This is a genomic window from Streptomyces sp. NPDC002680, from assembly GCF_042889145.1.
GTDB classification, from domain to species: domain Bacteria; phylum Actinomycetota; class Actinomycetes; order Streptomycetales; family Streptomycetaceae; genus Streptomyces; species Streptomyces adonidis.
Genome location: NZ_JBIAQP010000016.1, coordinates 79719 through 93372, shown reverse-complemented (window position 1 = coordinate 93372; position 13654 = coordinate 79719). Strand labels below are relative to the sequence as shown.

At 73.0% G+C, this 13654-nt stretch carries 9 protein-coding genes; 2 read left to right on the top strand and 7 right to left on the bottom strand.

Features of this window, described 5'->3' with window-relative positions; genetic code table 11:
* Positions 1-112: 112 nt before the first annotated feature.
* From ACFYXF_RS35735 to ACFYXF_RS35715, 5 genes are all read right to left on the bottom strand, one after another.
* Entirely contained in the window at positions 113-1000 is an 888-nt protein-coding gene (locus ACFYXF_RS35735) for a FadR/GntR family transcriptional regulator (RefSeq protein WP_389356111.1), read from the bottom strand.
* A gap of 162 nt (positions 1001-1162) precedes the next feature.
* Positions 1163-3157 carry an ATP-binding cassette domain-containing protein gene (locus tag ACFYXF_RS35730; RefSeq protein ID WP_389356110.1) on the bottom strand — a complete coding sequence of 665 codons (1995 nt, stop codon included), beginning with the start codon at positions 3155-3157 and terminating at the stop codon, positions 1163-1165.
* Between the two features lie 82 nt (positions 3158-3239).
* Positions 3240-3998 (bottom strand): NUDIX domain-containing protein, encoded by a 759-nt coding sequence (locus tag ACFYXF_RS35725; protein WP_389356109.1) that lies wholly within the window; start codon positions 3996-3998, stop codon positions 3240-3242.
* Positions 3999-4129: 131 nt separating this feature from the next.
* Positions 4130-6340 (bottom strand): glycogen debranching N-terminal domain-containing protein, encoded by a 2211-nt coding sequence (locus ACFYXF_RS35720; RefSeq protein WP_389356108.1) that lies wholly within the window; start codon positions 6338-6340, stop codon positions 4130-4132.
* A gap of 542 nt (positions 6341-6882) precedes the next feature.
* Positions 6883-8463: a DUF4192 domain-containing protein gene (locus ACFYXF_RS35715; RefSeq protein WP_389356107.1), complete on the bottom strand. Its 1581-nt coding sequence runs from the start codon at positions 8461-8463 to the stop codon at positions 6883-6885.
* Between the two features lie 231 nt (positions 8464-8694).
* Between ACFYXF_RS35715 and ACFYXF_RS35710 the strand changes: the two genes are divergently transcribed.
* Both ACFYXF_RS35710 and ACFYXF_RS35705 read left to right on the top strand, forming a co-directional pair.
* Positions 8695-10860, top strand: a complete 2166-nt coding sequence (locus ACFYXF_RS35710) for a RecQ family ATP-dependent DNA helicase (protein ID WP_389356106.1) — start codon at positions 8695-8697, stop codon at positions 10858-10860.
* A 279-nt stretch (positions 10861-11139) separates the two neighbouring features.
* Positions 11140-11781, top strand: coding sequence for a hypothetical protein (locus ACFYXF_RS35705; RefSeq protein ID WP_369029330.1), 642 nt, complete (start codon positions 11140-11142; stop codon positions 11779-11781).
* 387 nt (positions 11782-12168) lie between these two features.
* On the opposite strand, the gene ACFYXF_RS35700 is transcribed toward ACFYXF_RS35705, so the two are convergent.
* Positions 12169-12858: a hypothetical protein gene (locus tag ACFYXF_RS35700; protein ID WP_389356104.1), complete on the bottom strand. Its 690-nt coding sequence runs from the start codon at positions 12856-12858 to the stop codon at positions 12169-12171.
* A gap of 68 nt (positions 12859-12926) precedes the next feature.
* The gene (locus ACFYXF_RS35695) at positions 12927-13628 is read right to left on the bottom strand and encodes a ribonuclease HII (protein WP_389356102.1); all 702 of its coding nucleotides are present in this window, start codon (positions 13626-13628) and stop codon (positions 12927-12929) included.
* Positions 13629-13654 lie beyond the last annotated feature (26 nt).

Below are 13654 nucleotides of genomic sequence, written 5' to 3'. Positions count from 1 at the left end.
GCCCCGCCGGGCCCTCTCGGGATCCGACGGGGCCCGGCGGTGACGGTTCGCGGGCCGAGCGATGTACCGAAAGGGCGACACGGCCCCCGATCGCGCCGCCCTCGGCGCGCGGTCAGTGTTCGCGCGGGGCCGGGACCACGCGCTCCACCTCGGGGTGCACGATGAGGAGCTGCCGCATGGCCGCCTCCGCCCCCGCACCGTCGCCGGCCGCGAGAGCGTCGGCGATCCGGGAGTGGTGCGCGAGGGACGCCTCGGTGGGCCGGTCACAACCGGTGACCGGGCCGCCGGACACCTGGAGGGCAGCGGAGACGATCCCCGAGAGGTGCTCCAGCATGCGGTTGCCGGCGAGCTGGATGAGCAGCGAGTGGAACTCGGAGTCGGCGCGCGAGAACGTCAGCGCGTCGCCCTGGCTCATGGCGTGGCCCATGATCTCGACCATGTCCACGATCCGCTGCTGGACGTCCTCGCGCCCGTGCCCGGCGGCGAGACGGGCGGCGAGCGGCTCGATCGTCCAGCGCAGCTCGCTCAGCTCGCGGCGCTGGTCGTCGCGCTGCGGCCCGAAGGCACGCCACTCGATGATGTCGGGGTCGAGGAGGTTCCAGTCGCTGACGGGACGCACGCGCGTGCCCACGTTCGGCCGGGCGCTCACCAGGCCCTTGGCCTCCAGGACGCGGAGCGACTCACGGACGACGGTGCGGGAGACCTCGAAGCGCTGGCCGATCTCCTCGGGCACGAGGGGGCGGTCCGCGCCCAGGTCGCCGGAGACGATCATCTGGCCCAGCTGCTGGACGAGTTGACCGTGCAGCCCGCGGCCGCGGTTGCCCGCGCTGCGGCGGCCGACGCGGCCCAGCTCCGGGTCCGCGGCGTCCCAGGAAGGAACTCCGACGCGGTCGGCACCGGGGGCCTCGGCGTAGGGGTAGCGGTCGAGTTCGCCCGGGCCGACGAGACCGGAGTCTGCGGAGCGGGCGGCGGTCATCATGGTGTGCGCAAGGGTACTCACGGATCTTTTGTCGGCTCCGTCTCCAACTCCCTTGAGGTCTTTGGTGAAAAGCACACGAAAGGGTGATCGCTCACCCCGTCGCAATTGACGCCTTATCGGAAAGAAATGGGCGTTCCCCGGGGAGTTGTGCGCAGGGCGGGACCGGAAGGGCGCGGCCGATCGTCATCGGACCCTGCTTCGCAGGGTCGTGAGCAGATACGCGCAGAGCAGGGCAGTCAGCGACAACGCCAGTGCGCCACCGACGGGTTGGGCCATCACGCGCGCCCCGGCGGCCAGGTACCGCTCGCCCCCGAAGGGCCACTGCGCCAGGAGCAGTTCCCGCAGCCGAACGGAGAACCCGGCCGCGTTCCGCACGGACGAGCCCACCAGGATCTTCTGTACGAGGGGCACGACGAGGACGGGTACGGCGACCACCGCCGCGAGCCCGGCGGTGGTGGACCGGAAGATGCCGGCGGCCAGCACCCCGGCCCACGAGCAGCCGATCACGAGCCCGATCCAACTCGCGGTCAGTGCGAGCCAGTCCGCGGGAACCTTCGCCAGCTCCCGTCCGTAGACGAGGTAGAGCACCTCTGCGTTGCACCCCACGGTGAGGAAGGCCAGCAGCAGCCCGGTGGCCGCAGCGACGAGGAGCTTGGCGGTGAGCAGTCCCAGCCGCCGGGGCACGGTGCCGCGGTCCACCGCCAGGGCGGGGTGGCGGAACTCGTCGCCGAAGGCGATGGCTCCGAGCAGCCCGGCGCCGAGCGCAGCGAGCGGCAGCGGCAGCTCCTGCGGCCAGGCGGCCAGCAGGCGGTACTGCGGGGTGTGGCCGATGCGGGCCAGGAGTACGGCGACGAGCGCGGACGAGACGAGCACGGCGGCCCCGGTCAGAAACCCGGTACCGACACCGCAGGCCCTGCGCAGCTCGTAGCGGAGGGGGCGCAGCGGACTCGGGGCGGAGCGGACGGAGATGGGGGGCGGCAGCGGGGGCGGGTTCTCGGAAGCGAGGGCGGCGTCGGAGGAACGCGGGTGGGCGGCCCGGGGGCGAGTGGGCGCGGATGCCGCCGGGCCGGGGCCGTCCGACGGCTCGGAGACACCGGCGGCTGTCGCCAAGCGGCCGGGGGGCACGTCCGGCTCGGGGAGACGGGTCGCAGGCGTGACCTCGGTTGACGTGCCGGGGCCGTGCTCGGCAGAGTCGTGCGCCGCGGAGAGTTCCGGGGGCATGGCAGCCCCTTGAGGCACGGCCGCGTCCTCGGTTGCGACCTCTGCAGCCTTCTCCTCACCCCGGTGGGTCGAGTAGCCGCCGGAGGCCATGTCACCGACCTCGTCGGCGAGTTGGTGTACGAGGATGCCGTGCCGGAACGCGGTCTCGCCGACGTCCGCGCAGGTACTGCCGTACACGGCGAGCCGGTTGCCGGACTCCCGTACGACCTCCACGGAGCGATGCGCCGTCCGGGCCTCCCTGGTCAGGAGGTCCGCGAGACGGGTGGCGTACGGGCTGCGGACGGCGACACGGGGGCGTAGTCGGGTGCGGGAGAAGTCCGCGGCCTCCTGGTCGGCGACGAGCCGGCCCTGTTCGAGGGTGATGATCCGGTCGGCGGTGCGGGCCGCCTCCTTGGGGTCGGTGGTGGTGAACAGGACGGTGCCGCCCTGGGTCGCGTGGGCGCGCAGCATGCCGTGCAGCCAATGGCTTTCGCGGGCGGACAGGCCCTCGGTGAGGGAGTCCAGCACGAGGGTGTGCGGGTCCGCCAGCAGGGCGCAGGCCAGGCCGAGCCGACGGTCCATGCCGCGCGACAGGGTGCCCAGGCGTTCGTCGCGCAGGCTGACGAGGCCGACCACCTCAAGGACCTCGTCGGCACGGCGGACCGGAACACCGGCCGCCGCGCACAGCATGCGGAGTTGACCTCGGACCGTGCGCGCGGGGTGCCCCGGCACATCCCCCAGGAGGACGCCGACCTCACGGGACGGATGGGCGATGCGATGCAGCGGCCGGCCCCTGAAGTAGGTGATTCCACGGCCCTGTTGGAGTTCGAGCATGAGCCTGAGCACCGCCGTCTTGCCGGCGCCGGGGGGACCGAGAAGTGTGGTGACGCATCCCGCGCGCGCCTCGAAGGAGACGTCGTCGACGGCGGGGGGAAGCTCCTTGCGAGGGTTGCTGGTCAGTCCGAAGGCCTGGATCACCCGTAGCAAGATAGCGCGTTATGTCCGTTTTCCGGGGTGTGGCGGGGCCTATGGACGCACATCTGTCCACGGCGTTCGTGTGTCAGACCTCGGGGCGCAGCATCGGAGGGTTGAGCAGTGTGGCGCCACCGGCTCGGAAGAGCTGTGCCGGGCGGCCTCCTTGTCGGGTGGTCGTACCTCCGGTGGGGACGAGGAAGCCCGGGGTGCCGGTGACCTTGCGGTGGAAGTTGCGGGGGTCGAGGGCCACGCCCCACACGGCCTCGTACACACGGCGCAACTCGCCGACGGTGAACTCGGTCGGGCAGAACGCGGTGGCCAGCGACGAGTACTCGATCTTGGAGCGGGCGCGCTCCACCCCGTCCGACAGGATCTGGGCGTGGTCGAAGGCGAGTGGTGCCGCCTGTTCGCCGTCACGGCCGTAGCCGCCCTGCTGGAGCAGTTCCTCGACGGGTGCCCAGCGCGCGCTGTTGGCGTCGCCGCCGGCCCGGGGAGCGGGCAGGTCCGGGGCGAGCGCGAGATGGGCGACGCTGACCACCCGCATCCGGGGGTCGCGCTTGGGGTCGCCGTAGGTCGCGAGCTGTTCCAGGTGGGCGCCGTTGTCGTGGGCCGGAGCGTCCGGGTCGTGGGCGCGCAGGCCGGTCTCCTCGGCCAGTTCACGCGCTGCGGCCTGCCCCAGATCCTCGTCGGCCCGCACGAAGCCGCCGGGGAGCGCCCAGCGTCCCTGAAAGGGCGACTCACCCCTGCGTACCGCCAGCGCGCACAGGGCATGACGACGCACGGTCAGCACGACCAGGTCCACGGTGACGGCGAAGGGCGGAAACGCTGACGGGTCGTAGGGCATGCGGCGATCATAGTCGTCTGCCTGACGATAAACACTCCCCTCTCCAGCCGCACCCATGACTGATCCACGACGGTCGGAAGCGGGCGTCACAGGCCGCTTCCGGAAGCCCTCCCTCGGCATGTCGTACGAGGTCACGCACCCAGTTGCAGCCCAGCGGCAGCCTCCTCGACCATGGCGACCCCGAGTCGGCCGACCCGTACGGAGAAGGGCTCACCTGCGACCCGCAGCCCCGTCAGGCCGATCTCGCCCAGCGGCACGCTGCGTACCGGACGGAGCATGACCGTGTTCGCCGGGGCGTCCGGACGGATGCCGGCCAGAGTGGCGAGGAGCAGGACCCCGGAGGCGGCAGCGGTGGCCGACGGCCGGCAGGCCGCCGGGTGGGGCAGCGGGGCGCCTCCCGCTGTGCGCTGCTCCCCCGCATACATCTCCGGCAGCCGGTGGTCGAAGGCCTCGGCGGCCGCCAGGAGGCCGCGCAGCAGCGAACTCGCCTCCTTCTCATATCCCGCGGTGGCCAGGCCGGCGACGGCCACCGCGGTCTCCTGGACCCGCACAGCGCCGCTGCGGTGGCCGAACGGGTTGTAGCCCGGCTCCTTGACGCCGAGGCCGCGCAGTCCCCAGCCCGAGTCCATGGCCGGGCTGCCGAGCAGGCGGGCGAGCTGTTCGGTCTGCACCTTGTCGAGGAGCCCGGGGGCCGGTTCGCCCGCGCCCAGCAGACCGGTGTCGAGGAGATGGGCGGCGATCGCGCCGAAGTGCGGCACGACGCGCCCGTCCGGGGTACGGGCGGCCGCCGGTCTGCCGCCGCCGCGGTCCTCGACCCAGAAGTCGTCCCGGAACGCGGTGCGCAGCTCCTGGGCCCACTGGCGCAGCCCGGCACCGCCGGGTCGGCCGTACGTGTCGAGGAGATCGGCGCCGAGGAGGGCGGCGCGGTGTGCGTGGGCCTGTGTCTCGCAGCGCAGGGGGCCGCCCGGCTGTGGATCGGGCAGGTAGGTGCCGTCGCCCACGGTCGTGCGCAGCCAGGTCAGACAGCGCTCGGCGGTGGGGAGCAGTTCCTCGGTCGTCTGCTCTGGGAGCCCCCAGCGGCGGGCCTCGGCGAGGAGTACGGGGAAGAGAAGGGTGGCCTCCGTACCCGTGCAGCCCGGTGGCAGGTGTGCGCCTGCGTCCCGGCGCGGCCCGGGGAGCATGCCGGACCTCGGGCCCGGCCCCGGGATCTGCGTGCGGGCGAGGGTGCGCAGGGTGCCCGCCGCGAGCCCGGTGCCGAGCGGGAGCGTCATCCGGGCGGCGGCGAGTGCTTCGGCCGGGGCCATGCCGCAGCGCCACGGTGCCCCTGCCGCGAGATGCGTGTCGGAGGGGTGCGCGGAATCGCGCAGGAGCAGGGCCTGGAGGTCCTCGATGCTGGTGCTGAGGAGCGCCTCGACACGTGGATCGTCACCGACGGCCCGTGCCGGGGCGAGGGGGCTCGTCGCCACGTGGCCCACGGCTCGGACGGGTCCCGCGCCGTCCTGCCGTATGCGCAGCTCCAGGGTCGTGGAACCGCCCGGGGGCAGGTCGACTTCCCAGCGCAGCAGGCCCGCTGAGGCCAGTGCGTCGGCGGGCGGCGGGTCGGCCGTGACGGCCGCGCCGCCGGTGGCCCCTGCCCACCGCAGACCGAACGCGTGGACGCTGGCGGGCAGTTCGGGGCCAGCGGTGCCGGAGGCGATCGTGCCCAGGTCGGCCAGGTCGGTCCCGAGTGACACCTCCACCGGCAGGCGCAGCGGGCGCGGCGCCGAGCTGTGCAGGGTGATCCGCTCGGTGCCGTCCGCGTGGCGGACGCGCTCGACGACGACGTCCGGGTCCGGCCCGCCGTCCGGGGAGGCGCGCAGTGTCCCCACGAAGCGGGCGCGGTCGGCGGCGGTCATCCGGGCCTGGACCGCGAGCGGTTCACGGCCGGCCACCCGGACCTGGCACCGGGCGAGCAGGCGCCTCCCGCCGCGATAGAAGCCCTCCAGTCCTCGGCCGGTGAGCTGTCCCTGGTCCGTGGAGATCGCGAGCCCGGGGAGGGCTACGCAGATCAGGGTGGTGTGGGTCGGGGGCAGTTGGGCGGGACGGCGGGCGCCCGGAGGCTGAGCAAGCGGCGGCCGAGCAGCAGGAGACAGTGACGGCGCGCTTCTTGCCGGGGGTGCGGCAGGGCGCCCGATGCCCGGAGGTGCAGCAGACCGTCCGGTCCCCGGGAAACGCGGCTCCGAGCCGCGCGGGTCGCCTGTGCTCCCGGGTGCTCCGCCGCCACCTCCCCGCACGGGCGACGCGGGTGGACTCACGGCACGGCGATCGTCGTCGGCGGCCGAGGGCGGGGTCGGCGGGTGCATGGGCGGCTTCTTCTGCGCTCTGGGCGCCGGGGGCGCGCTCGGCGCCTGGTAGGGGGCTTCGGCGGGGCAGGTGTGGGGCGGCGGCTCGGCCCGTCCAAGGGTTCCGCCACTCAGGTGAACGGACCAGGGCTTCCCCGAGTCACGCCCCCGGCGGGACAAGCCGACCGAATGGCGGTGCGGCGAGGCCTGCGTCCGGCCGGTGCCGGAACAACCGCACCGGCTGTTCACCGCGGTCGGGACGGTGATGTGTCCGCAAGCTGTCCTGGCGCCGGTCAGTTGTACGCGGGACACGGCGCCGTTGCTCAATCGTCGGTTGCGCGTCGCGGCCTTGCCGAACCGTCCGCCGCCCATCATGCGCTTGCCGGTATGCCTCTGCCCAGTCCCGTCGCTGCCGAGTCGCTCGTCGGACTCCCCTTCGTTGCCCAGCCATCGGCCGCTGATCCCATCGCTGTTCAGCCGCCGGTCGACTGTCCCGCCCTTGTCGATCCGCTCGACCGGCGTCCAACCGCTGCCCCGGCGCCCGTGGACTGCCCTACGCCCATTCACGCATCGTCCCCCTTCGCCCTGTTCCCGTGCTGTGCGGCCTCCCCGGCGCCCGGGCTGCGACGACGTACGGCGGGCTTGCCCAAGGGCTGGGGGCGGGTCCCGCCCGTCCCCCTGGCACGCGGGCGCGTCTCGGCGCCGCCCGGCGGACCCACCCGACGCCGACGCCTCGTGGCCGGCTCCAGCGCCCGCGTGGCGGCGCTGACCGATGTCGAGCAGGACGGGGAGCCCCCGACCTCGTCGTGCGGAGACGTGGCTTCGGTGCCGTCGAACCGGCCGTCGCTCTCGGCCCCCTGCACGCCATCGATACCGCTCGTCCCCTCGAACCCGTCCGTGGCCTCGAACCCTTCGGGGTCCTCACCCCAGCCGATGCCCATCCCCATGCCCTCGCCCTCGTCGCTGTCGTCGTCCTCGATCCACCCGGTGTCCGGCGTCGTCCGGGGCGGCCCGGCATTCACGCCCGCTCGGCCGCCGCGCTCCGCGCGCAGACAGCGGCGGATCGACTCCGGGTCCAAGCCCTCGTTGCAGGCCTGGTGCAGCAGGCGGGCGAACAGGTAACCGGGGTCAGCGCCAAGTGCCATCGCCAGGGCCTCCCTGGCCTCCAGATCGTCGCCGGTCGACCATGCGACCCAGCCGGCGAGTGTCAGCGGAGCCGCCGCGTGCTCCCGGTAGGAGCCGACACAGCGGCGGGCGAGGGCCCGCCAGAGACGCAGGGCCGGTGCCGCCTCCTCGCCCTCCATCCACTCCGCCGCGCGGTCACGGGTCGTACGGTCCTGCAGGCCCAGAATCAGCGCGGCGGCCTCGTCGTGGGTGAGCAGTTCGTCGTCACGGAGGTCCGCAAGAAGCGTGCCGGACACGGCGGGAGCCTCGGCGAACCGGTCCCTGACCCGGCGGGCCTCTCGCAGGGTCTCCTCGGCGATGTCCGCGCGGCTCGCGTCGTCGAGGATTCGCGGGACCAGGCGGGCGTTCGCGGTGTGGAGCACGCGTTCCTGTTCCAGCGCCGCGGCGGTCTCCCAGGGCTGGAGCCTGGCCCGCAGCTCACGCAGGGTGCCCCGCACCTGCAGGCCGGCATAGGTCGCGGCGGCGGCCAGCACCGAGGTGCCGGGCAGGCCCATGGGCACCCCGTCGTCGGGACAGCACTCGGGCGTCGCACAGCAGTAGGACCAGAAGCGGTTGTCGGCGATGCACAGCGCCTCGACCACGGGGACGTCGAGACGGCCGCATTCGGTGCGCAGCAACTGGGCGAGCGGGCGCAGCCGTTCCCGCACCTGATGCCGGGCCTCGCCCTCCGCCGGTTCCTGGCAGAGATACACGACCATGCTCTCGGGCCGTGCGCCTCTGCGCTCGCTGCCGGTCACCAGACCGTGCGTCAACTGCTGTGCCACGGCGGGCCAGTCGTCCGGGTTCGTGGGAATTCCGAGCCGGGCCCGGCCGCCGAACCGACCGCGTCCGTCCCGGTCGTGCAGCGCGACCAGGACGATGCTGTCCTCGGGGTGGTAGCCGAGCAGATACGGCAGGGCGTCGGCCAGTTCGGCCGGGGTGCGCAGGGTGACCTGATGCGTTTCGCTGTGATTCGTCATGCGGTGACGATCTCGCGGATCTCCGAATTCCGTTTGAGCCTGTGGATAACCCCAATCAGGGACACGCCAAGGCAGCGTCAGGCCGGGCGGGCACGTGTTCGGGCACGAGATACCGACACCGGCGCCCGACATGTCCGCTCACGCCCGCACGCATACGCGCGCGCCCGAGAGGTGGCCGTGATGCGCCGTCCCACGTCCCGGTTGTCAGTGGCGTCCTGTTGTATGGGGTGCATGGAGCACACGAGCAACGCGGATCTCCGGGCGGCGGCCGACACGGTCCTCGCCCGCCTCGTCGGGGACGCCACGGGCGCCGCCCGGCTGCGCGAGGACCAGTGGCGGGCGATCGAGGCGCTGGTCGCCGACAAGCGCCGGGCCCTGGTCGTACAGCGCACGGGGTGGGGCAAGTCCGCGGTGTACTTCGTGGCGACCTCCCTGCTGCGGGCCCAGGGCAGTGGGCCGACGGTGATCGTCTCGCCGCTGCTCGCGCTGATGCGCAACCAGGTGGACGCGGCGGCCCGGGCGGGCATCCACGCGCGGACGATCAACTCCTCGAACACCGAGGAGTGGGACACGGTTCAGGAGGAGATCGCGGCGGGCACGGTCGACGTCCTGCTGGTCAGCCCCGAACGCCTCAACAACCCCGACTTCCGCGACCAGGTGCTGCCCAAGCTCGCCGCCGCGACGGGCCTGCTCGTGGTGGACGAGGCGCACTGCATCTCCGACTGGGGCCACGACTTCCGCCCCGACTACCGCCGGCTGCGCACGATGCTCACCGACCTCGCGCCGGGCGTGCCCGTCCTGGCCACCACCGCGACGGCCAACGCGCGCGTGACGGCCGACGTGGCCGACCAGCTGGGCACCGGCGGCACCTCGGACGCGCTGGTGCTGCGCGGCCCGCTGGACCGGGAGAGCCTGAGCCTGAGCGTGCTGCGACTGCCGGACGCGGCGCACCGGATGGCGTGGCTCGCCGACCACCTGACCGAACTGCCGGGCTCCGGGATCATCTACACGCTCACGGTGGCCGCCGCCGAGGAGGTCACGGCCTTCCTCCGGCAGCGCGGGCACACCGTGGCCTCGTACACGGGGAAGACGGAGAACGCCGACCGGCAGCAGGCCGAGGACGACCTGCTCGGCAACAAGGTGAAGGCCCTGGTGGCGACGTCCGCGCTCGGGATGGGCTTCGACAAACCGGATCTCGGCTTCGTCGTGCACCTCGGTTCGCCCGCCTCCCCGATCGCCTACTACCAGCAGGTCGGTCGCGCCGGACGCGGTGTCGAGCACGCGGAGGTGCTGCTGCTCCCGGGGAAGGAGGACGAGGCGATCTGGGAGTACTTCGCCTCCCTCGCCTTCCCTCCGGAGGAGTTGGTGCGCCGCACGCTGGACGTCCTCGCGCGCGCGGAGCGGCCGTTGTCGCTGCCCGCCCTGGAGCCCCTGGTGGAGCTGCGCCGCTCCCGCCTGGAGAGCATGCTCAAGGTTCTCGACGTCGACGGGGCCGTCAACCGGGTCAAGGGCGGCTGGGTCTCCACGGGCCGGCCCTGGACGTACGAGACGGAGCGGTACGAGTGGGTGGCGCGCCAGCGGAAGGCCGAGCAGCAGGCGATGCGCGCGTACGCGTCGACGACGGACTGCCGGATGGAGTTCCTGCAGCGCCAGTTGGACGACGAGGGCGCCAAGCCCTGTGGCCGCTGCGACAACTGCGCGGGGGCCCGCTTCACCGCCGACGCCTCCTCGAAGGCCGTCGACGCCGCGCGCGCGGATCTGGGCCGGGCCGGTGTCGAGGTCGAGCCCCGGCGCATGTGGCCGACCGGGCTGCCCGCGATCGGAGTCGAGCTGAAGGGGCGTATTCCGGTCGGTGAACAGGCCTCCACGGGGCGCGCGTTGGGCCGGTTGTCGGACATCGGCTGGGGCAACCGGCTGCGCCCGATGTTCTCGCCGCAGGCCCCGGACGGACCGGTGCCGGACGATGTGGCCAAGGCCGTCGTCGGTGTGCTGGTCGACTGGGCGAAGGGACCCGACGGCTGGGCCTCGGGCGCCGCGACGGCCCAGCCGCGTCCGGTCGGCATCGTCACCGTCGCCTCACGCACCCGCCCGCAGCTGATCGCGTCCCTGGGGGCACGCATCGCGGAGATCGGCCGGCTGCCGCTGCTGGGCAGTCTGGACTACGCCGGTGACGCCCCGCCCGTGTCCCGCAGCAACAGCGCCCAGCGGCTGAAGGCGCTCGACGGAGCCCTGACCGTGCCGCCCGCCCTGGCCGCCGCCCTCGTCGATGCGCAGGGACCAGTCCTCCTTTTGGACGACTTCACGGAGACCGGGTGGACCCTCGCGGTGGCGGCCCGGATGCTCCGTCGGGCAGGTGCTCGGGGGGTCTTGCCACTGGTCCTCGCCCTGCAGGGCTGATGACGAGCACATGAACCAAGGCGAACCCCCGGGCCAACGGCACATTCCCGGCCACCCCAGGCATCTACAAATGACACACCCGGCAGGGATATAATCCACAGATCACCAGAAGACGGTCGGTGGCCCCATTTGCTCGTTGCCGCAACCCAGTTCGACCGCAAGAATTGGAGTCCGCTCCCCGCACGGCATGTCCGTGGTCCGGCAGGGCTTCGCTGCGGTGTGCGCTCCCCCAAGTCCAATCTCCGCCCGCAGTGTGGGCGCGTAGCCGAAGGGAGGACCGTGACCTTCGGATTCGCTCCGTCTACCGCGGCATCCATGTCGACCTCTGCCGACCTGTCCGCCGCTTCCACCAACTCAGCAGCCCGCATGCTCGAACCCTCGGAGTGGGCCGCAGCCGGGATTCCCCTGCTGCGCAATCCGCGCGAGGTCGTCAGCGGACTGCACTCCAGGCACAGCCCCAGACCCGCGACCGCGATCGTGGCCGTCCTCGACACGGACGAGCGGGTGCGGGCGAGCGCCTCGTTCACCCGCCGGTCCGCGCCGGCCGACGGCTGGATGTTCCGCAACTCGCTGCTCGCGCAGCTGCGCCGGGTCATCCCGCACGACCTGCGCCGCCGTACACCGGTGCGTACGGCCGTCCTGCTCTACTGCCGTGACGGCGACGCCCGTTGGACGGAGGAGGACGGTGCGTGGATGTGGGGTCTGCGTGACGCCTGCACCCTGCACGGGCTGCGCTGCGGGGCGTACATCACGCTGACCCACGACGGCTGGCAGGTGCTGGGCGAGGGCCGCGGCGGGCGTCGCCCGAACGCGGACTCCCCGCCGGAGCCCTTCGCCATGTCCGAGGCACCGCCACCGCTGCCGATGCCCCGCACCGGAGGCGCCGCCTCGGACATCCTGCGCCGCGCGGCGGCCCGCTGACCCGGCGCCCAACAGGGCCGCGCCCGATGGCCACGGGTGACGTCCACGTCGTACGGAAACAGCCACCGCGGACAACGGCGTCCGCCTGGTACGACGTACGACGACACACCAAAGACATGCGGCAGCGATCACCTCACGCGCGCGTGGCACGAAGGGCCGGGCGGGCAAGGGCACGACGACTCACCCGTACGGCATCCACAGCACACGACGGGCGCACGCGCACGCGTACCCCCGTCGACCGTACGGACCCCGCCTATTGCCGGGGCCATGACATCAGCGGCGCATGACCACCCGGACGCGTCGAGCGCGTGCGGGCACGTCGAAACGCCCGCCGTACGTTTTCGCTTCAGCGGCCTCCGTCAGCCGGTCCGATGGTGCTGGACCGGCTCAGACCCCCGCGCCCAGCACCGAGTTGATCTGCTGCGGGTCGCCGCAGACGATCAGCAGGGCACCGGCCCGGCCGAGGGCCAGAGGAAGGGCCGAGGCGGCCTTGGCATCGACGCCGCCGTTGACGGCGACCACGACCACGGGACGGGAGCCGGCACGGCTCAGAGCGGCGGCGTCGGCATAGAAGACGTCGTCGCCCGCGTCGTGCTGCGCCCAGTACGGGGCCTCACCGAAGGACAGCTCGTGCGCGGCCCACGGGTGCGGATCGCCGGTGGTGATCACCAGCACCTCGCCGGGGGCACGACCCGACTCCAGGAGCAGGTCGACGGCTTCCTCGGCAGCGTCCAGCGCACCCTCGGCCGAGGCCGGGATCAGCTGGATCTGCGGGGCCGCCGAAGCCGTGGAGGCAGGGGCAGAGGGGGCGGAAGGGACAGGGGCGGCCGGAGCCGCGGACGGCCCGGGCTTGACCGCGCCCGCGGTCGCGGCCACGGCGGTCGCCGGCGCGTCGTGCGGTGCGCGCTGGACCGGCGCCGTGGGCCGGAAGGGCCCCGGACGGCCGGGACGCGGCGCGGCCGCGGGACGGGGGCCTGGTACGGGACGGGGGGTCGGCGCGGTGCGGCCACTGGCCGGAGTGACGCGGGGACCCTGGGCACTCTCGTGAATCTGAGGCTCCTCGGGAATGAGAGGCATGACCTGATATTTATCAAACGCCGGTGCGACTCGCGTCGGCGGGTGGCACATGAGTGCGAACGGAACCGTCAGAAGTCGAAGCCGAGCTGGCCCTCGATCTCCGGAGCGTTCCCGTTCGCCCAACTGCGGGCCTTCTTGAGGTGCCGCCACTGGGGCAGCGCATCAAGATAAGCCCACGACAGCCGGTGGTACGGGGTGGGACCCCGCTCCTCCAGCGCGGCCTTGTGCACGGGGGACGGATACCCGGCATTGGCCGCAAAACCGAAGTCTGCATGGTCGATACCCAGTTCGGCCATCATTTTGTCGCGCTGAACCTTGGCGATCACGGACGCCGCCGCGACCGCCACGCACGACTGGTCACCCTTGATCACCGTGCGGACCTGCCACGGCGACCCCAGGTAGTCGTGCTTGCCATCGAGGATGACCGCGTCGGGACGGACGGGCAAGGCCTCGAGTGCGCGCACCGCGGCGAGCCGCAGCGCGGCCGTCATCCCCAGGTCGTCGATCTCCTCCGGAGAGGCGTGCCCCAGCGCGAACGACGTGACCCATTTCCGCAGTTCTTCCGCGAGTTGGGTACGCCGCTTGACCGCGATGAGCTTGGAGTCGGTGAGTCCCTCGGGGGGCCGCCGGAGACCGGTGACCGCCGCGCAGACGGTGACGGGGCCGGCCCACGCGCCCCGGCCCACCTCGTCGACGCCGGCGATGACCTTCGCTCCGGTCGTGGCGCGCAGGGAGCGCTCGACTGTGTGGGTGGGTGCTTCGTACGGCATGGCGGTCTCAGCCTACGCCGCCCGGA

Bases quoted from the DNA above. Each gene is read 5' to 3' on its own strand.
- ACFYXF_RS35720 (WP_389356108.1), bottom strand. From the start codon at position 6,340: ATGCACCCGCCGACCCCGCCCTCGGCCGCCGACGACGATCGCCGTGCC.
- ACFYXF_RS35710 (WP_389356106.1), top strand. From the start codon at position 8,695: ATGGAGCACACGAGCAACGCGGATCTCCGGGCGGCGGCCGACACGGTC.
- ACFYXF_RS35700 (WP_389356104.1), bottom strand. From the start codon at position 12,858: ATGCCTCTCATTCCCGAGGAGCCTCAGATTCACGAGAGTGCCCAGGGT.
- ACFYXF_RS35695 (WP_389356102.1), bottom strand. From the start codon at position 13,628: ATGCCGTACGAAGCACCCACCCACACAGTCGAGCGCTCCCTGCGCGCC.
- ACFYXF_RS35725 (WP_389356109.1), bottom strand. From the start codon at position 3,998: ATGCCCTACGACCCGTCAGCGTTTCCGCCCTTCGCCGTCACCGTGGAC.
- ACFYXF_RS35715 (WP_389356107.1), bottom strand. From the start codon at position 8,463: ATGACGAATCACAGCGAAACGCATCAGGTCACCCTGCGCACCCCGGCC.